The sequence below is a fragment of the Actinomadura sp. CNU-125 genome, assembly GCF_001942465.1.
Taxonomy (GTDB): Bacteria; Actinomycetota; Actinomycetes; order Streptosporangiales; family Streptosporangiaceae; genus Spirillospora.
Genome location: NZ_MKJY01000101.1, coordinates 1 through 16404 on the forward strand (window position 1 = coordinate 1; position 16404 = coordinate 16404).

Here is a 16404-nt window from a genome sequence, read left to right on the forward strand (position 1 = left end):
GCCGCGCCGCAGCCAGCAGCCGGCCAGGAGCGCGGCGACGATGTGCGCGAGCGTCATGCCGCAACCGCCCGTGAGGACCGAGGCGTCCGAGGCCGTGGCGGCCTGCGCGACATGCCCGGCATGTCCGTGCGCCCCGGCCGCGGCCGCCGTCGCGACGGTGGCTTTGGTGAACAGCGCGTGCAGCGCGAACTGCCCGCCGAGCAGCCCGCCCGTGATCGTCGGGAGCGAGCGCTCGTGCCCGGCGAGCAGCAGGGTGACGGCGAGGACCGCGCCGAATCCGGTGACGACCGCCCAGCCGGGGACGGCCTCGCGCGCCGCGAGCGCGTGCCCGGCCGTCGCCAGCGTCACGCACACGGTCGCGAAAACGACCGCGCGGGCGGCGCGGAACAGCGGATTCGGTGGGCGCGGGTGCATGACGGATCCCATCGTCTCACCCCCGGCGGCGCTCCCGAACCCACCCCCACCGCCACCGACACGCCCAACATCTTGGGGTTACGCATCAAGGTCAAACTAGATGTAGGGTTCGAGTCCCGTGCTGGTTCGCCCCCGCCCTCCGCGGCGGGCGTCGCAAGAGGGAACCCGGTGCGAATCCGGGACTGCCCCGCAGCGGTGAGCAGGAACGACCGCCGTCATGAGCACTGGACCGAGCCACGGTCCGGGAAGCGACGGCCAGTAGGTCGCGCCCTCCTTCGGGAGGAGGCGCGGTGCCGCGAGTCCGAAGACCTGCCAGTGCGCGTATCGTCCGGGCCTCGCGGGCAGGCCGCCGGACGGGCCGCCGGCCTGCCGCCGTCCCGTTCGCGCGCCCTCGTGAGGCGTCTCACGAGGGGAGAGAGCACGTGACACAGCAACTCGCCCGCCCGGCGGCGACCGGCATCGCCGCCGAGGTGGAGGCCGAGGTGGAGCGGGCCTGCGCGGGGGTGCCGGGCGCGAACCGGGCCGCGTCCTCGCCGCCGTCCGGTCCGGGGCGACGGGCTGGACGCGCCCGCGCTGCGCGACCTCGCGATGGGGAGGCCGCCGCGCTCGTCGCCGCGACCCGGCTACTCGACGGTCGCCGCGCGGCTGCTCGCCGCGAACTCGCCGACGAGGCCGCCGCCGCGGGCGTCCGCACGTTCGCCGGGTCGGTCGCCGCCGCGCTCGCCGCGGCTCGGGGACGAGCCGGCGCGTTCGTCGCCGCGCACGCCGCCGAACTGGACGCGCTCGTCGACGGCGCGGCCGACGACCGGTTCGGGTACTTCGGGCTCCGCACCGTCTACGACCGCTACCTGCTGCGCCACCCGGGCAGCCGGCTCGTCCTCGAACGTCCGCAGCACTTCTTCCTGCGCGTCGCCTGCGGCCTCGCCGACACGGTCGCCGAGGCCGCCGAACTGTACGGGCTGCTCGCCACCCTGTCGTACCTGCCGAGCTCGCCGACGCTGTTCAACTCCGCCGCGCGCCGCCCGCAGCTCTCGTCCTGCTTCCTGCTCGACTCGCCGCGCGACGAGCTGGAGTCGATCTACGAGCGGTACGGGCAGGTCGCGCGGCTCAGCAAGTACGCGGGCGGGATCGGGATCTCGTGGACGCGGATCCGGTCGCGCGGCTCGCTGATCAGGGGCACGAACGGGCACTCGAACGGCATCGTCCCGTGGCTGCGCACGCTCGACGCGTCCGTCGCCGCCGTCAACCAGGGCGGACGCCGCAAGGGCGCGGCCTGCGTGTACCTGGAGCCGTGGCACGCCGACGTCGAGGAGTTCCTCGAACTGCGCGACAACACCGGCGAGGACGCGAGCCGCACCCACAACCTGAACCTCGCGAACTGGATCCCGGACGAGTTCATGCGCCGCGTCGAGGCGGACGCGGTGTGGTCGCTGTTCGACCCGAAGGAGGTCCCGCACCTCACGGACCTGTGGGGCGATGAGTTCGACGACGCCTACCGGGCCGCGGAGGCGGCGGGCGGGTACGTCCGGCAGGTCCCGGCGCGGCGGCTGTACGGGCGGATGATGCGGACCCTCGCCGAGACCGGCAACGGGTGGGTCACGTTCAAGGACGCCGCGAACCGCGCCTGCAACCAGACCGCCGAACCGGGCCGGACCGTCCACCTGTCCAACCTGTGCACCGAGATCCTGGAGGTGACCGGCGACCGCGAGGCGGCCGTCTGCAACCTCGGGTCGGTGAACCTCGCCGTGCACGTCACCGGCTCCGGCGTCGACTGGGACCGGCTGCGCGCGACCGTCCGCACGGCCGTCCGGTTCCTCGACCGCACCATCGACCGCGGCTTCTACCCGACGCCCGAGGCGGCGACGGCGAACCGGACGTGGCGTCCGGTCGGCCTCGGCGTGATGGGCCTCGCCGACGTGTTCTTCGCCCTGCGGCTCCCGTTCGACTCCGCCGAGGCCCGCGCGCTGTCCACCCGGATCGCCGAGGAGATCGCGCTGGCCGCGTACGGCGCGTCCGCCGATCTCGCCGAAGCCCGCGGCCCGCTGCCCGCGTTCGCCGAGACCCGGACGGCCCGCGGTTGGCTCCACCCGGACGCGTTCGCGCACGCGGCGCCGTCCCGTCCGGACGAGTGGGCGGCGCTGCGCGCCCGCGTCGCCGACGTCGGGCTGCGCAACTCGCTGCTGGTCGCGATCGCGCCGACCGCGACCATCGCGTCGATCGCCGGGTGCTACGAGTGCATCGAGCCGCAGGTGTCGAACCTGTTCAAGCGCGAGACGCTCTCCGGTGAGTTCTTGCAGGTCAACGCGTATCTCGTCGACGACCTGAAGTCGCTCGGCCTGTGGACGCCCGAGGTACGGGACGCCATCAAGCGGGCGAACGGCTCGATCCAAGGCATCGTCGACCTGCCCGAAGAAATGCGGAGCCTCTACCGGACCGCGTGGGAACTGCCGCAGAAGGCCCTGATCGACCTCGCCGCCGCCCGCACCCCCTACATCGACCAGTCGCAATCGCTGAACCTGTTCATGGAGACGCCGACCATCGGGAAGCTCTCGTCGATGTACGCGTACGCGTGGCGCAGCGGCCTCAAGACCACCTACTACCTGCGGTCCCGTCCCGCGACACGCATCGCGCAGACGACCGTCGCGTCCTCCGGGGCCGAGGCGTGCTCCCTGGAGAACCCCGAGACCTGCGAGGCGTGCCAGTGATGCTGCTCGACCCCGGCATGGACCTGACCCTGCGGCCCATGCGCTACCCCGACTTCTACGAGCGCTACCGCGCCGCGATCCGCAACACCTGGACGGTCGAGGAGGTCGACCTCGCGTCCGACCTGGCCGACCTCGCCCGCCTCACCCCGGCCGAACTGCACCTGGTGAACCGGCTCGTCGCGTTCTTCGCGACCGGCGACTCGATCGTCGCGAACAACCTGGTCCTCAACCTCTACAAGCACGTCAACGCGCCGGAGGCCCGCCTCTACCTGTCGCGGCAGCTGTTCGAGGAGGCCGTGCACGTCCAGTTCTACCTGACCCTCCTCGACACCTACCTGCCCGACCACGACGAGCGCGCGAAGGCGTTCGCGGCGGTCGAGCACATCCCGTCGATCCGCGCCAAGGCCGAGTTCTGCTTCCGCTGGATCGACTCCCTCGGCTCCCTGGACGAGCTGCGCACCGCCGAAGACCGGCGCGCGTTCCTGCTCAACCTCATCTGCTTCGCCGCCTGCATCGAGGGCCTGTTCTTCTACGGCGCCTTCGCGTACGTGTACTGGCTGCGGTCGCGCGGCCTGCTGAACGGCCTCGCGTCCGGGACGAACTGGGTGTTCCGCGACGAGAGCGCGCACATGTCGTTCGCGTTCGCGGTGGTCGACACCGTCCGGGCGGAGGAACCCGAACTGTTCGACGACGCGATGTCGGCCCAGGTCGTCCGGATGCTGGAGGAGGCCGTGGACGCCGAGCTGGCCTTCGCCCGCGACCTGTGCGGCGACGGCCTGCCGGGGATGGGCGCCGACGACATGCGCCGTTACCTGGAGTACGTCGCCGACCAGCGCCTCGCCCGCCTCGGCGTCCCCGCCCGCTACGGGACGCCCAACCCGTTCGCGTTCATGGAGCTGCAGGACGTCCAGGAACTGTCCAATTTTTTCGAACGGAGGGTTTCGGCTTACCAAATCGGCGTAGAGGGCAGTGTCACCCTTGACGAAGCGTTCTGAACTTTCTGGAGCGGGCACTCGTTGAACCATCGAGGCTAGGGCCGAGGAGGAAGACGATGCCTCTCATCGACCGCATCACCAAGTTCATCCGCAGCCCGCAAGGGCAGAAGGCGCGCGCGCAGGTGCAACGTGCCGCGCGCGACCCGCGCAACAAGGCCAAGCTCCAGCGCCTGCTGGCGAAGTTCCGTGGCGGCGGCGGGCGCGGGTCCGGCGGGCACGGTGGGGCCGGTGGTCCGCGAGGGTACTGACGAGCGGCAACAGACGAGCGGCAACAGACGAGCGGAGGCCCGCTCCCGGGACGACCGGGGGCGGGCCTCCGCTCTTGCGATCTCATGGGCGTTGCTTGATAGACGTAACTGCAACCTCTTTGCAATAGTGGACGGCATGGCCGACTACACGCTTCCCGACCTTCCCTACGACTACGCCGCCCTCGAACCCGCCATCACCGGCGAGATCCTGGAGCTGCACCACGCCAAGCACCACGCCGCCTACGTCAAGGGCGCCAACGACACCCTCGAAAAGCTCGCGGAGGCGCGCGACAAGGAACAGTTCGGCGGGCTGGTCGGCCTGGAGAAGACGTTCGCGTTCAACCTCTCCGGCCACGTCCTGCACTCGATCTTCTGGGACAACCTGTCGCCCGACGGCGGCGACCGTCCGGACGGCGAACTGGCCGCCGCGGTCGACGAGCACTTCGGGACGTTCGAGGCGTTCCGCAAGCAGCTCACCGCGGCGACGTCCACCGTGCAGGGATCCGGATGGGGCGTCCTCGCGTGGGAACCGCTCGGCGAGCGCCTGGTCGTCGAGCAGATCTACGACCACCACGGCAACGTCGGCATGAACACGGCTCCGCTGCTGGTCTTCGACGCCTGGGAGCACGCGTACTACCTGCAGTACCGGAACGTCCGCCCGGATTACGTGGAGCGGCTCTGGTCGTTGGTGAACTGGACGGACGTCACGGCGCGCTTCGACGCCGCGCGCGCGCGGGCTCGCCCGCACGGGCGTCCTGACCCCATGAACGGCGGCGCCCGGACGCGGGCGTACCGCCCGGAGGCGGCGTTCACCCGGCCGGGATCGTGCTCAGAACCTTTCCTCGCGGCCGGGTGAGCGCCGCTTCCGCCTTCCTTGGGCGGACGCACAACGCACCCCGCGCGCCGCCTTGCACGGGCACCGTCACGCGGGCCCGATGCTGTGCCATCGCCGCGTTGACCATAGGGTTCGCCTTATGACCGGCGAGTACCTTTTCTGGGAGAGCGTCCCCACGCGGTGGAAGGACAACGACGTCTACGGGCACGTCAACAACGTCGTCCACTACTCGCTGATGGACACCGTCATCAACGAGTGGATGATCCGGACGGCCGGGTTCGACCCCGTCGCGTCCCCGTCCATCGCGCTCTGCGTCGAGTCGCACTGCGAGTACAAGGCCGAGGTCTCCTTCCCCGACACGATCAAGGTCGGGATGCGCATCGGGAAGCTCGGCACCTCCAGCGTCCGCTGGGAGATCGGGATGCTGCGGGCCTCCGACGGCGCCGTCGTCGCCGAAGGGCACTTCGTGCACGTCTTCGTCGACCGGACGACCCGCCGCCCGACCCCGATCACCGGCGCCGTCCGCGCCGAGATGGCGAAGCTCACCGGCTGAGCCGGCCCCGAACACCGAACGGAGATCCCGCATGACCGCGACGCGCGCCGCCGTCCTCGTCGAGTCCGGCCGCCCCGCCCCCTACGCCGACTCCCGTCCGCTGGAGATCGCCGACCTGCGGCTCGACCCGCCCGGCCACGGCGAGCTGCTGGTGCGGGTCCGCGCCGCGGGGCTCTGCCACTCCGACCTCTCGGTGATCAACGGCTCCCGGCTCCGGCCGCTGCCGATGGCGCTCGGGCACGAGGCCGCGGGCGAGGTCGTCGAGGCCGGCGAGGGCGCGGAGTTCGCACCGGGCGACCACGTCGTGCTCGCGTTCGTCCCGGCCTGCGGGCACTGCGAACGCTGCGTCGCCGGACGGCCCGCGCTGTGCGGCCCCGGCGCGCGGGCGAACGGCGCGGGCACCCTGCTCGGCGGGGCGAACCGGTTCGTCGCGTCCGACGGGACGCGCCCGAACCACCACCTCGGCGTCTCCGCGTTCTCCGAGTACACGGTCGTCTCGTCCCGGTCCGCGGTGAAGATCGACCCCGACCTCCCGTTCGACATCGCCGCCCTGTTCGGCTGCGCCGTCCTCACCGGCGCGGGCGCCGCCCTGTACAGCGCGAACGTCGCGCCGGGCGACAGCGTCGCGGTCCTCGGCCTCGGCGGCGTCGGCCTCGCCGCGCTGCTCGCCGCGAAGGCCGCCGGGGCGTCGACGCTCGTCGCCGTCGACGTCGTCGAGCACAAGCGCGGCTCGCGTCCCGGCTGGGCGCCACGCACACCGTCGCGGGCGGGCCCGACGCCGTCGACGCGATCAAGGACCTCACGGACGGGGGCGCGGAGAAGGTCATCGACACCACCGGCGTCGTGCCCGTCCTGCAGCAGGCGTACGCCGCGACCCGTCCGGGCGGGACGACCGTCACGGTCGGCCTCCCCGACCCCGGCAAGCCGGTCGAACTGCCCGCGCTGAGCCTCGTCGCGGAGGAACGCACGCTGAAGGGCAGCTACCTCGGCTCGTGCGTCCCCCGCCGGGACGTCCCGCGCTTCATCGGCATGTACCGCAACGGCAACCTGCCGGTGGACGCGCTGCTGTCCGGCCGCCTCGCCCTCGACGACGTCAACGCCGGGTTCGACCGGCTGCACGGCGGCGAGGCCGTCCGCCAGGTGATCACTTTCGGTTGAGCGCCGAGTGCCTGCGGCTGTACAGGAAGTAGATCACGCAGCCGACCAGGAACCAGATCGCGAACCGCAGCCACGTCTGCCACTGCAGGAACGTGATCAGCCACACCGAGAACACCACGCCGACCAGCGGCACGACCGGCATGCCCGGCGTCCGGAACTCGCGGGGGAGGTCCGGGCGCCGGTACCGCAGCACGACCACGGCGATGCAGACGACGATGAACGCCAGCAGGATCCCGATGTTCGTCAGCTCCGCCGCCTCCGCGATCGGCAGGAACCCGGCGATCAGCGCCGACCCGACCCCCACGATCCACGTGATCCTGGACGGGACGTGCCGAACCGGGTGCGTCTTCGCGAACCACTGCGGCAGCAGGCCGTCCCGGCTCATCGAGAACCACACGCGGGTCGCGCCCATCATGAACGTGAACAGCACGGTCAGCACGCCGAGGATCGCCCCGACCGCGATGACCGCGCCGAGGACCTCCAGCCCGACGGAGTCGAACGCCGAGGAGAACGCCGCGTTCGGGTCGATGTCGCGGTAGTCGACCATTCCGGTGAGGACCAGGCACGCGAGGACGTACAGGACCATCGCGATCGCCAGCGACAGCAGGATCGCCTTCGGCATGTGCTTGCGCGACTCCCGCGACTCCTCCGCCGCCGTGGACATCGCGTCGTACCCGAAAACGGCGAAGAACACGGTGGCGGCACCCGTGAACGCGCCGCCCCAGCCGAACGGGAAGAACGGGTCGTAGTTGTCCGACCGGATCTTGAACACGCCGACCACGATCACCAGCAGGACGATCCCGACCTTCAGGTACACGAGCACCGTCTCGAACCGCGCCGCGTTCTTCATCCCCAGGTTCAGCACCCACGCGATGAGCAGGCACAGGACCACCGCGAACAGGTTCACCTTGTAGCTGCCGCCCGCGACCCCCTCGGGTTCGGTGCCCGGGGCTCCGCTCATCCACATCGGCAGCTCGACGTTCATGAATTCGAGCAGGTCGTTGAAATACCCCGACAACCCGATCGCGACCACCGCCACGATCGCGGTGTACTCCAGCAGCAGGTCCCACCCGATCGCCCACCCGGCGAACTCGCCGAGGACCGCGTACCCGTAGGTGTACGCGGATCCGGCCTTCGGGATGAGCCCCGCGAACTCCGCGTACGAGAACGCCGCCGCCGCGCTCGCGATCCCCGCCACCAGGAACGAGATCAGCACCGCGGGCCCGGCCTTCTCGTTCGCGACCGCCCCCGCCAGCGAGAAGATGCCCGCGCCGATGATGCCGCCGACGCCGATCGCGGTGAGCTGCCACAGCCCGAGCGTCCGCCGCAGCCCCGACGCCTCGCTCTCGTCCTCGATCTCCTCGATGGGCTTCCGCCGGACCATCCCGCGCAACACCGTCGTCATGCGGCACCTCCTCGACCGGAAAGTCCCTTCCCCGCATGATCAACGCCGAACCGGACGCCCCATAACGATAAGGACAGAAGCTCATTAAGGCCCTGGTGAGGACGATTTTCGGGGTGTGAGCGATCTGTGAGGCGCCCCCGGCATCCTCGTGCCGTCCGGCCCGGAACCGGCCGCGCCGGAAGACCGACGAGAGAGGGCACATGTCCGTCATCGCCATCACCCGTTTCAAGAGCGACCCCGCCGACGCCGACGAGTTGCGGGCAAGGCACGCGGCTCTCGTCACCGCCCTCCGGGCCGAACTGCCCGGACCGTCCGACGCGTGGCTGGGGCGGGTGGACGACGAGTCCTGGGTCGGCGTCTGGCGTTGGGCGTCCACCGAGCACATGGAGGCGGCGCAGGCGCTGGCGCAGAGCCGGCCCGAGGCCGCCGCCGCGTTCGCGCTCGCCAAGGACGTCACGGGCGAGGCTTTCGACCTCGTCGACGACGTCACCGGCCCCTGACCGAGCCGGTGGCCCCGCGCCCCCGGGCGGGGCCACCGGCCGTGCCGTCAGGCGGCGGGGGCCTCGACGGCGGTGTTCTGCCCGGCCACGATCTTCCACCCGTCCGGCCGCCGCGCGATCACGTACAGCGTCGCACCGTGCGCGCCCTCGACCGGGACGCCCGCGACGTCCGTCGGCCGCTGCGCGACGTTGACCGCGATCACCTCGGGTGCGAGTTCCAGCATCTTCACGACGTCGTAGCGGGCGAACGAGTCGCGCAGGAAGTCCTTCAGCGCGGGCCCGCTGAACTCCTCGATCGCCGCGCGCCCGTCCAGCCGCTCGCCCATCGCGTTCGACCAGGACGTCCGTTCGGCGAACTGCGCGGCGAGCGCCGAGCCGTCCTTGGCGTTGAACGCCTCCTCCAGCGCCTTCACCACGCCCGTCACCGCCGCCTGCGTCTCGTCCGAGATGTCGCCCACCACGAGAACGTCGGTCGTCATGTCCGTGCTCCTTCCTTGGCCGGAAGCGGCGATGACCGCCGCCGAGAGCCACTCCACAACCTCAATCAATGTTGAGGTCAAGTCGTCCGGGAGTACCCGAGGACGTGTGCGCGTACAACCGGAGGCTCAAGCGGCGCGCGGACGATTACACCCACGGGTACTGCCGGACGGCCGAACCGGACTCCTACCGTCCAGGCACGGAGAAACCCCCGGAAGGAGTCCCCATGAAGCAGGCGAAGATCCTCGCGACGGCCGTGGCGACCGTGCTCGCCGCGACCACGCTGTCGACCCCCGCCCACGCCGCCGAGACCGCCCCGGTCGCCGAGGCCGCCCCGGTCGTCGAGGCCGCCCCGGTCGTCGAGATCGAGGCGGGCGACGACGGGTTCACCGCCCCCGCGACCCACACCGGCGGCCCGACGTCCTTCCGGGTGAACAGCACCGCCACCGGCGACCTCGGCAGCATGATCGGCCTGGTCAGGCTGAACCCCGGCACCACCCCCGCCAGCTTCGCCGACCACCTCGGGAAGGTCTTCTCCGGCGACCCCGAAGTCGCCGTCCCCGCCGGGAACGCCCTGATGGACGAGGCCGAACTGCTCGGCGGCGCCCAGTCGCACCCCGGACGGACGACGACGTTCACCGCCCGGCTCCGTCCGGGCACCTACTACCTGCTCGACTACCTCGACTTCGAGGACGGCACCCCGCCCGGCCCCGAGGCCCTGCACGAACTGACCGTCCGGACGGAACGGCACCACGGGCACGCGCCGCGCCCCGGCGCGTTCGTCGGGATGTCGCGGACGCCGTCCGGCCCCCGCTTCCACGTGGCGCCCCGGCTCCGTGCGGGCGCCCCGATCCTGCTGACCAACCACATGAAGCAGGTCAACGAGGCCATCTTCGTCCCGGTACGCCCCGGAACGACCCGCGCCGACATGCAGGAGTTCTGGGACGCGGCCGAGAGCGGCGAATGGGTCGAGCCGCCGTTCGCCGGCGCGCCCGTAGGCACCCCGCCGCTGTCGCACGGGCAGTCGGTCGTCCTCCAAGCACCGCTGGAGCCCGGCCGGTACGCGCTGATCACCTGGGTGTTCGACCTGACCGACGGCGTCCGCCTGGGCGCCAAGGGCATGTACGAACTGGTCACCGTGCGGTGACCGCCCGAGCCATGACCGGGGACGCCCCGGTCATGGCTCGATCGTCCCGTAGGACGGCTCGCCCGCCGCTTCGTACACGGTGTAGACGACGCCGCCCGCCGTGGCCCGCGACTCGATGAGCCGCAGCCCCTCCGGGACGGCCCCCTCCGTGAACAGGCGCTTCCCTTCCCCGAGCAGCACGGGCGCGGTCAGCAGGTGGTACTCGTCGACGAGCCCGGCGCCTTGCAGGGTCCGCAGGAGATCCCGGCTGCCCTCCAGGAGGATCACGCCCTCGGTACGGTCCTTCAGGTCGGCGACCGTCCGCGCCGCGTCGCCCACCAGCACCTCGGTGTTGCGCCACTCGGCCGTCATCGGGCGGTGCGTGGCGACGCACTTCGCGATGTCGTTGATGAACGCGCCCTTCTCCTCCGGCACGTTCGGCCAGTACGAAGCCATGATCTCGTACGTCCGGCGCCCGAGCAGCAACCGGTTCGCCCGCCCGAACCACTCCCCGACGATCCGCCCGAACTCCTCGTCCGTGAACGGCGCCAGCCACCCGCCCCGCCGGAACCCGCTCGACTCGTCCTCGCCGGGCCCTCCGGGCGCCTGCATCACCCCGTCGACCGACACGAACATCCCCACGATCAGCTTGCTCGCCATCCGTCATCCCCCCTCGCAAGGCGATGTGCCCGACGGCGCCCCGCGCCACGGCACGCGAACGGTCACCCGTCCGTGAAGTTTCCGCGGAACCGGCTCCGGAGTGACGGACGAGGGGCCTCCGCCCGGCGCGATCGGGGTCAGCCCTTCGAGACGGGCTGACGCAGAACAGTCCTCCACTTACTCGGCTCGGCCCGGCGGTGGTCGCCCAGGTAGATCTCATGGTGGTGCCCGGTCATCCGCAGGCCGTTCGCGGCGAGATACACATCGTGGAGTTCGGCGAGCACGGGCCCTTCGTCGTCGTAGGGGCCGACGTGCAGCACCTGCGCGCTCGTCCCCTCGTGCAGAACTTCGCGCCGGACGTTCCCGATCGCGGGAAGCCCCTTCTTCGCCAGCGCGGCGGCCTTGGCGTCCTCGATGAGATCCTCGCCGATCCAACCGGGCTGGCTGATGAGCATGCGCCAGTTCCAGTCGTCCTTGACGCGGGCGACGAACACCTCTGGCCGGTCGGACCACCACAGCCCTTCGAGTGGCCCGACGACGAAGTCCCGATCGAGCTCCCGCTTGCTCGTGAACTTGATCGTGTAGGCGACGGCGTAGAGCGCCTCGACGGCCCGCGCGTAGTCGGCGCTCGTGTTCGGGTCCCCGGAACCGTCGACGGCGATGAACTGCTGCGAAGGCACGTCGACGACCTCCCACCCGGTGTTCTTCGGCCCGTAGAACCGCCGGAGCTCCCGCTTGACGTCGTAGCGGCTCATCGCCCGTCTCCCTCTCCGAGTTCCGCCAGATACCCGTCGAGCCATCGCCGCTCGGCGTAAAGCTGGCCCAGCGAGTAGTCGAAGATGGCGCGGACGAACGTGGGCATTCCGGGCTGGGCATCGCGTGCCGCACCGATCGCGGCGATCCGCTCCGCCAGGGCGGCGGCCCGCCGGTCGAGCGCGTCCCGCAACCGGCCGGGTTCGATGACCGGCTGGTTGGCCAGGCCGACCAGGACGGGCGGGAACACCGGCCGCAGTTCGGCCACCGCCGCCTCCGCCGCCCGCGCGCACGCCCGGCGCCCCTCGTCCGTCGGCCCGTACACCCGCCGCGCCTTGCCCCGCCCGGCCTCGACCTCGGCGATCAGGCCCCGTTCGCGCAGCCGCGACAGCAGGTAGTAGATCGAGCTGAAGCCGATCTCGGTCCACTCGCGGATGCCCCGGGCGCCGATGACCTCCTCCAGCTCGTACCCGTGCCTCGGCTTCTCCACGAGCAACCCGAGCAGCGTCAGCTCGGCGGGCGTCAGTTCGTCGGCCATGGCACCTATCCTAGTACTAGGATAGTTGCCCGCCGGGCGCCGATCCGTGGAGGAAGGGCGTTCAGCCGGTGTTCCAGTCGGGCAGGCGATCCTGCGGGACCAGCAGCCGGTCCATCAACACGTGAAGGTGGGCGCGGAAGTCCGCGACGATCGCTTGGGTCGCGGGGCTGTACAGACCTGTGGCGGGCCGGAACACTCCCGACCCCAGATAGCCGTGCACGCACCAGATCATGGTGCCGAACAGATAGTAGGGATTGACGTCCGGCGGCACCACGTCGCGGATTTTGCGGGTGGCCAGGTGCAGCAGCGGCCGCACGTAATGGTCTTCCAGTTCGGAGATGTCGGCGGCGTCGGCCATCCAGCGGTGCGCCCACAGGGCGCGCACTTCCCGGTGCGCCAGATGGAAGTCCAGGTAGGCGTCGACGATCTGGTGAATGGCCGGACGCCCGGGATCGGCTCGTACCACGGCCTCTTGGAACGCCCGGGACTCGCTCTCGAACACCTGCCGCGTGACCTCCAAGTACAGGTCGCGCTTGGTGCCCGTGGCCTCCGTGATCGCCGAGGGGCCGACGCCCATGGCGTCCGCGATCAACTGGATGGAGACCCCGTCGTAGCCGAGTTCGCCGAACAACCGGGTCGCGAGCTCGATGACTTCCTGGCGTGCGACGCCCTCACCCATACCATTACCGTACGTGGAGCCAATAAAATCAGAGAGTTATCCCCGGCAATCAAAGCGCCAAAGCGATGCTTGCTTTGTCTCTTGTGTGCCACCTTCCGCGGCGTGTGCCGGTGATCGTCCGGACGGGCTCGCGGGGGTGATTCCGCACAACGGACGGTGCCGGGGAGCGGGGGTCGCTCGCCCAGCACCGTTTCGGTGTGTCCGGCTCAGGCCACCGCCTGCTTGGCCAGGGCGGCGATCCGCGTCTCGATCTCGGGCGTCACCTCGGTCAGGGCGTACGCGGAGGGCCACATGTGGCCGTCGTCGAGCCGGGCGAGGTCGTTGAAGCCGAGGGTCGCGTAGCGGGCCTTGAACTTCTCCGCGCTCTGGAAGAAGCAGACGACCTTCCCGTCCAGCGCGTACGCGGGCATTCCGTACCAGAGCTTCGGCGCCAGGGACGGTGCGTTCTCGGTGACGATCGCGTGGACGCGTTCGGCCATCGCCCGGTCGGAGTCCTGCATCTCCGCGATCTTCGCGAGCACGTCCCGGACGGCCTCGGCCGCCTTCTCCTCGCGGGAGGTGCGGCGCGCGGCCTTCTTCGTCTCCTTCGCGTGGTCCTTCATCGCGGCCCGCTCTTCGGCCGTGAACCCCTGGTAGTCGCTCATCGTTCGTCTCCTTCTGATCGTTCAGGCGCGGGTGCGGGCGGGCGCGGTCTCCCACGCGTAGCCGTCCGGGTCGGTGAAGGGCTCGCCGCCGCCGCCGAGGACGAGGCGGTTCGAGCCGGTGCCGTCCTGGTCGACGCCGATGTCCTTGGCGAGGGCGCGGCGCGGGTAGAGGGCGAGGGTGACGGTCGACGACGGGGTGTCGAACTCGGCGTACTTGCCGCCGTAGCTCTTCCCGGCGGGCAGGCCGCGGTCGACGTAGAAACGCTTGCTCGCCTTGACGTCCGCGACTCCGAGCAGCAGCGCGACCTGGTCGAACTCGGGGGCGGCGGGCGCGGAGTCCTTCTTCTTCGAGGACGCGATCTTGCAGACCGTCCCGTCCGGGGCCTGGATTATGCCGCCGTAGCCCCAGAACGACTTCGCGGCGGGCTTGAGGACCGTGGCGCCGGCGGCGACGGCGGCGGCGACGAGGGCGTCGACGTTGCCGGGCTGGGACGCGACGAGCGAGAGCGCGTAGCCGCGGAAGCCGGTCGTCGGCTCGTCCGAGGCGCGGAGGGTGACGTGGTCGGTGAGGCCGAGGGCGGCGTAGTAGGTCTCGGCGGCGGCGGTGTCGGCGACTTCGAGGGTGACGGTCTCGAACGTGGTCATGGCGGTTCCTCCTGCGTCGTGTGCGGTCAGTGGTCCTGGATGAGCCCGAGGACGTTGCCGTCCGGGTCGGTGACGGTGGCGACCCGGCGGCCCCCGCCGACGTCGTGCGGGGCCTCCTTGACGGCGGCGCCCGCGGCGGTCAGTTCGGCGACCTTCGCCTCGATGTCCGCCACGTGCCAGTACGCGACCGGCGTGGTCATGCCCTGCGGGCCGCCGTCCGGGACCAGCCCGATGTGCTGGCCGCCGACCTCGAACCCGACGTAGTAGGACGAGTCGGTCGTCGGCGCCTCGCCGAGCAGTGCGGCGTACACGGCCTTGGCCTTCGCCAGATCGCGCACCGGGTGCAGCACGGTCTTGATCCCCTGGACGGACGGTCCGTTCATCGGTCGCTCCCCGTGTAGTCGGTGTTTCAGCTGCTCATAGCTTCGCTCCGGACCCGCCCCCACCACATCCGTGGCGACCACGGATCCGACCACGGAGCGACGGCACGGAGCGGGCACGGACGGTGCGACAGAATGGGGCGATGGACATATCGCCCCGCGAAGCCGAGGTACTCGACCTGGTCGGGGACCATCTCAGCAACGCCGAGATCGCGGCGCGGTTGTTCATCTCCGTGCGGACCGTCGAGAGCCACGTGTCCTCGCTGCTGCGCAAGCTGGACGTCCCGGACCGGCGGGCGCTCGCCGGACGGCCGCCGCGAGCCGTCCCGCGGCCCCCGCGGACGCGGCGCGCCCGCCCTGCCCGCGCCGCTGACCTCGTTCGTCGGACGGGCGGGCGAGCGCGCCGAACTGGCCGGGATGCTTGAGGCGCACCGGCAGGTGACCGCGGTCGCCCCGGCGGCGTGGGCAAGACGCGGCTCGCGCTGGCGGTGGCGGCGGACGCGGCCGGGGCGTTCCCGGACGGGGTGTGGTTCGTCGATCTGGTGCCGGTCACCGACGCGGGGATGGTCGCGGCGGCGGTCGCGGCCGGGCGCGCTCGGCCTCGGTGAGCGGCCGGGGCGCGGGATGACCGAGTCGGTGGCCGCGGCGCTGGCCGACCGGCACGCGCTGCTCGTCCTGGACAACTGCGAGCAGGTGCGGGACGGCGTGGCGCTGTTCCTGGAGCGGCTGCTGGCGGCGTGCCCCCGGGTGACGGTGCTGGCGACGAGCCGGGCCCCGCTGATGGTGCCGTTCGAGCGGGTGTACCCGGTGCCGCCGCTGTCGCCGTCCGGGGACGCGGTCGCGCTGTTCCGGGAACGGGCGGCGGCGATCGGCTGGCCGCTCGACCCTCCGCTGCACGACCACATCCGCTCGATCTGCGAGCGGCTCGACGGCATGGCGCTGGCGATCGAGCTGGCCGCCGCCCGCTACCCGACCCTCGGGCTGGACGGCCTTACCGCCGCCCTGTCGCACCCCCTGCGGATGCTGACCGGCGGTTCCCGCGCGGACGACCGGCACCGGTCGGTGCGGGCGGCGGTGGACTGGAGCCACGACCTGCTGGAGCCGGACGACCGGGCGCTCCTGCGCCGGGTGTCGGTGTTCGTCGCGCCGTTCTCCGCGCCGGCGGCGGCGGAGGTGGCCGGCATCGACGCGGGCGTCGCGGTGGACGGGCTGGCCCGCCTCGCCGAGCAGAGCCTGCTGGTGGTGCGGCCGTCGCCGGGCGGGACCGAGTACCGGGCGCCGGAGACCATCCGGCAGTACGGGGCGGAGCGGCTCACCGAGCGGGCGAGGTCGCCGACGTCCGTGCGCGGCACCTGCGCCGGTGCCTGGCGGAGGCGGCCGGGCTGGCCGTGGCCGGGGCGGGCTGGCGGCCCCGGTTCGACGCGGTCGCGGACGATCTGCGCGCCGCCCTCGCGTGGGCGGCCGACGAGCCGAGCACCGCGCGGACGCTGCGACCTGGCACGGCACCTCGCGGAGCTCGCCTTCACCCGGAACCTGGTCGGCGAGTCGCATCAGCGGTACGAGCAGGCCGCGGCGCTCGCCGCCGACCCGGCGGCGCCGCGACGCTGCTCCGGCACGCCGCGGCCGTGGCGGGCTGCCGGATGCACGGCGACGACATGTACCGCCTGCACCGGGCGGCGGCGGACGCGG

General features: G+C 71.7%; 20 protein-coding genes, 2 pseudogenes and 1 riboswitch. Of the genes and pseudogenes, 12 read left to right on the forward strand and 10 right to left on the reverse strand.

What is annotated here, in order from left to right:
• The coding region (locus BJF79_RS13255; protein WP_262401954.1) for a hypothetical protein at positions 1-426 on the reverse strand (426 nt) is incomplete at its 3' end.
• 93 nt (positions 427-519) lie between these two features.
• Positions 520-746: riboswitch (cobalamin riboswitch) on the forward strand.
• A 90-nt stretch (positions 747-836) separates the two neighbouring features.
• Between BJF79_RS13255 and BJF79_RS13260 the strand changes: the two genes are divergently transcribed.
• The 7 genes and pseudogenes from BJF79_RS13260 to BJF79_RS13285 all read left to right on the forward strand — a co-directional run bounded on the left by BJF79_RS13260 (position 837) and on the right by BJF79_RS13285 (position 6908).
• A complete protein-coding gene (locus tag BJF79_RS13260; protein ID WP_075897479.1) occupies positions 837-3119 on the forward strand; it encodes a ribonucleoside-diphosphate reductase subunit alpha in 2283 nt (760 codons plus the stop codon).
• Positions 3119-4114, forward strand: coding sequence for a ribonucleotide-diphosphate reductase subunit beta (locus BJF79_RS13265; protein ID WP_075897507.1), 996 nt, complete (start codon positions 3119-3121; stop codon positions 4112-4114). Before BJF79_RS13260 ends, BJF79_RS13265 begins: the two co-directional genes overlap by 1 nt.
• Positions 4115-4170: 56 nt before the next feature.
• Positions 4171-4362 carry a hypothetical protein gene (locus tag BJF79_RS13270; RefSeq protein WP_075897481.1) on the forward strand — a complete coding sequence of 64 codons (192 nt, stop codon included), beginning with the start codon at positions 4171-4173 and terminating at the stop codon, positions 4360-4362.
• 136 nt (positions 4363-4498) lie between these two features.
• Positions 4499-5092: pseudogene (locus BJF79_RS13275) on the forward strand (superoxide dismutase); the annotation flags it as partial.
• Between the two features lie 244 nt (positions 5093-5336).
• Positions 5337-5750 carry an acyl-CoA thioesterase gene (locus tag BJF79_RS13280; protein WP_075897483.1) on the forward strand — a complete coding sequence of 138 codons (414 nt, stop codon included), beginning with the start codon at positions 5337-5339 and terminating at the stop codon, positions 5748-5750.
• Between the two features lie 31 nt (positions 5751-5781).
• Positions 5782-6213 (forward strand): annotated as a pseudogene (locus BJF79_RS59695) (alcohol dehydrogenase catalytic domain-containing protein); the annotation flags it as partial.
• A complete protein-coding gene (locus BJF79_RS13285; protein WP_262401957.1) occupies positions 6117-6908 on the forward strand; it encodes a zinc-binding dehydrogenase in 792 nt (263 codons plus the stop codon). The pseudogene BJF79_RS59695 and the gene BJF79_RS13285, both read left to right, overlap by 97 nt.
• Here BJF79_RS13285 and BJF79_RS13290 read toward each other — a convergent pair.
• Positions 6895-8313: an amino acid permease gene (locus tag BJF79_RS13290; RefSeq protein ID WP_075897485.1), complete on the reverse strand. Its 1419-nt coding sequence runs from the start codon at positions 8311-8313 to the stop codon at positions 6895-6897. The genes BJF79_RS13285 and BJF79_RS13290 overlap by 14 nt on opposite strands.
• A gap of 200 nt (positions 8314-8513) precedes the next feature.
• Here BJF79_RS13290 and BJF79_RS13295 point away from each other — a divergent pair, with 200 nt between their 5' ends.
• Positions 8514-8813, forward strand: coding sequence for a hypothetical protein (locus BJF79_RS13295; protein ID WP_075897487.1), 300 nt, complete (start codon positions 8514-8516; stop codon positions 8811-8813).
• Between the two features lie 47 nt (positions 8814-8860).
• On the opposite strand, the gene BJF79_RS13300 is transcribed toward BJF79_RS13295, so the two are convergent.
• Positions 8861-9292, reverse strand: coding sequence for an SgcJ/EcaC family oxidoreductase (locus tag BJF79_RS13300; protein ID WP_075897489.1), 432 nt, complete (start codon positions 9290-9292; stop codon positions 8861-8863).
• A 224-nt stretch (positions 9293-9516) separates the two neighbouring features.
• On the opposite strand from BJF79_RS13300, the gene BJF79_RS13305 reads away from it, so the two are divergent.
• Positions 9517-10437 (forward strand): hypothetical protein, encoded by a 921-nt coding sequence (locus BJF79_RS13305; protein ID WP_075897491.1) that lies wholly within the window; start codon positions 9517-9519, stop codon positions 10435-10437.
• A gap of 30 nt (positions 10438-10467) precedes the next feature.
• Here the strand turns inward: BJF79_RS13305 and BJF79_RS13310 are convergent, their stop codons facing one another.
• The 7 genes from BJF79_RS13310 to BJF79_RS13340 form a co-directional block, all read right to left on the reverse strand.
• The gene (locus tag BJF79_RS13310) at positions 10468-11076 is read right to left on the reverse strand and encodes a dihydrofolate reductase family protein (protein WP_075897493.1); all 609 of its coding nucleotides are present in this window, start codon (positions 11074-11076) and stop codon (positions 10468-10470) included.
• 137 nt (positions 11077-11213) lie between these two features.
• Positions 11214-11831, reverse strand: coding sequence for a GyrI-like domain-containing protein (locus BJF79_RS13315; protein ID WP_075897495.1), 618 nt, complete (start codon positions 11829-11831; stop codon positions 11214-11216).
• The gene (locus BJF79_RS13320) at positions 11828-12367 is read right to left on the reverse strand and encodes a PadR family transcriptional regulator (RefSeq protein ID WP_075897497.1); all 540 of its coding nucleotides are present in this window, start codon (positions 12365-12367) and stop codon (positions 11828-11830) included. The genes BJF79_RS13315 and BJF79_RS13320 overlap by 4 nt, the downstream gene beginning before the upstream one ends.
• Before the next feature lie 61 nt (positions 12368-12428).
• Positions 12429-13046 (reverse strand): TetR/AcrR family transcriptional regulator, encoded by a 618-nt coding sequence (locus tag BJF79_RS13325; RefSeq protein ID WP_075897499.1) that lies wholly within the window; start codon positions 13044-13046, stop codon positions 12429-12431.
• Between the two features lie 206 nt (positions 13047-13252).
• Positions 13253-13690 carry an iron chaperone gene (locus BJF79_RS13330; protein WP_075897501.1) on the reverse strand — a complete coding sequence of 146 codons (438 nt, stop codon included), beginning with the start codon at positions 13688-13690 and terminating at the stop codon, positions 13253-13255.
• 21 nt (positions 13691-13711) lie between these two features.
• Positions 13712-14335, reverse strand: a complete 624-nt coding sequence (locus BJF79_RS13335) for a glyoxalase (RefSeq protein ID WP_075897503.1) — start codon at positions 14333-14335, stop codon at positions 13712-13714.
• 26 nt (positions 14336-14361) lie between these two features.
• A complete protein-coding gene (locus BJF79_RS13340; RefSeq protein ID WP_075897505.1) occupies positions 14362-14718 on the reverse strand; it encodes a VOC family protein in 357 nt (118 codons plus the stop codon).
• A 140-nt stretch (positions 14719-14858) separates the two neighbouring features.
• Here BJF79_RS13340 and BJF79_RS59700 point away from each other — a divergent pair, with 140 nt between their 5' ends.
• From BJF79_RS59700 to BJF79_RS13345, 3 genes are all read left to right on the forward strand, one after another.
• On the forward strand, positions 14859-15140 hold the full coding sequence (locus BJF79_RS59700; protein WP_262401955.1) for a helix-turn-helix domain-containing protein: 282 nt from the start codon (positions 14859-14861) through the stop codon (positions 15138-15140).
• Positions 15141-15176: 36 nt separating this feature from the next.
• Entirely contained in the window at positions 15177-15323 is a 147-nt protein-coding gene (locus tag BJF79_RS59705) for a hypothetical protein (RefSeq protein ID WP_262401956.1), read from the forward strand.
• Positions 15324-15339: 16 nt separating this feature from the next.
• On the forward strand, positions 15340-16404 hold a 1065-nt coding region (locus BJF79_RS13345; RefSeq protein WP_410050080.1), incomplete at its 3' end, for an ATP-binding protein.

What these genes read in the sequence shown, in the direction of transcription:
- BJF79_RS13310 (WP_075897493.1), bottom strand. Translation starts at nt 11,076, where the DNA reads ATGGCGAGCAAGCTGATCGTGGGGATGTTCGTGTCGGTCGACGGGGTG.
- BJF79_RS13335 (WP_075897503.1), bottom strand. Translation starts at nt 14,335, where the DNA reads ATGACCACGTTCGAGACCGTCACCCTCGAAGTCGCCGACACCGCCGCC.
- BJF79_RS13325 (WP_075897499.1), bottom strand. Translation starts at nt 13,046, where the DNA reads ATGGGTGAGGGCGTCGCACGCCAGGAAGTCATCGAGCTCGCGACCCGG.
- BJF79_RS59700 (WP_262401955.1), top strand. Translation starts at nt 14,859, where the DNA reads ATGGACATATCGCCCCGCGAAGCCGAGGTACTCGACCTGGTCGGGGAC.
- BJF79_RS13330 (WP_075897501.1), bottom strand. Translation starts at nt 13,690, where the DNA reads ATGAGCGACTACCAGGGGTTCACGGCCGAAGAGCGGGCCGCGATGAAG.
- BJF79_RS13295 (WP_075897487.1), top strand. Translation starts at nt 8,514, where the DNA reads ATGTCCGTCATCGCCATCACCCGTTTCAAGAGCGACCCCGCCGACGCC.
- BJF79_RS13280 (WP_075897483.1), top strand. Translation starts at nt 5,337, where the DNA reads ATGACCGGCGAGTACCTTTTCTGGGAGAGCGTCCCCACGCGGTGGAAG.
- BJF79_RS13320 (WP_075897497.1), bottom strand. Translation starts at nt 12,367, where the DNA reads ATGGCCGACGAACTGACGCCCGCCGAGCTGACGCTGCTCGGGTTGCTC.
- BJF79_RS13265 (WP_075897507.1), top strand. Translation starts at nt 3,119, where the DNA reads ATGCTGCTCGACCCCGGCATGGACCTGACCCTGCGGCCCATGCGCTAC.
- BJF79_RS13315 (WP_075897495.1), bottom strand. Translation starts at nt 11,831, where the DNA reads ATGAGCCGCTACGACGTCAAGCGGGAGCTCCGGCGGTTCTACGGGCCG.
- BJF79_RS13270 (WP_075897481.1), top strand. Translation starts at nt 4,171, where the DNA reads ATGCCTCTCATCGACCGCATCACCAAGTTCATCCGCAGCCCGCAAGGG.
- BJF79_RS13340 (WP_075897505.1), bottom strand. Translation starts at nt 14,718, where the DNA reads ATGAACGGACCGTCCGTCCAGGGGATCAAGACCGTGCTGCACCCGGTG.
- BJF79_RS13305 (WP_075897491.1), top strand. Translation starts at nt 9,517, where the DNA reads ATGAAGCAGGCGAAGATCCTCGCGACGGCCGTGGCGACCGTGCTCGCC.
- BJF79_RS13290 (WP_075897485.1), bottom strand. Translation starts at nt 8,313, where the DNA reads ATGACGACGGTGTTGCGCGGGATGGTCCGGCGGAAGCCCATCGAGGAG.
- BJF79_RS13300 (WP_075897489.1), bottom strand. Translation starts at nt 9,292, where the DNA reads ATGACGACCGACGTTCTCGTGGTGGGCGACATCTCGGACGAGACGCAG.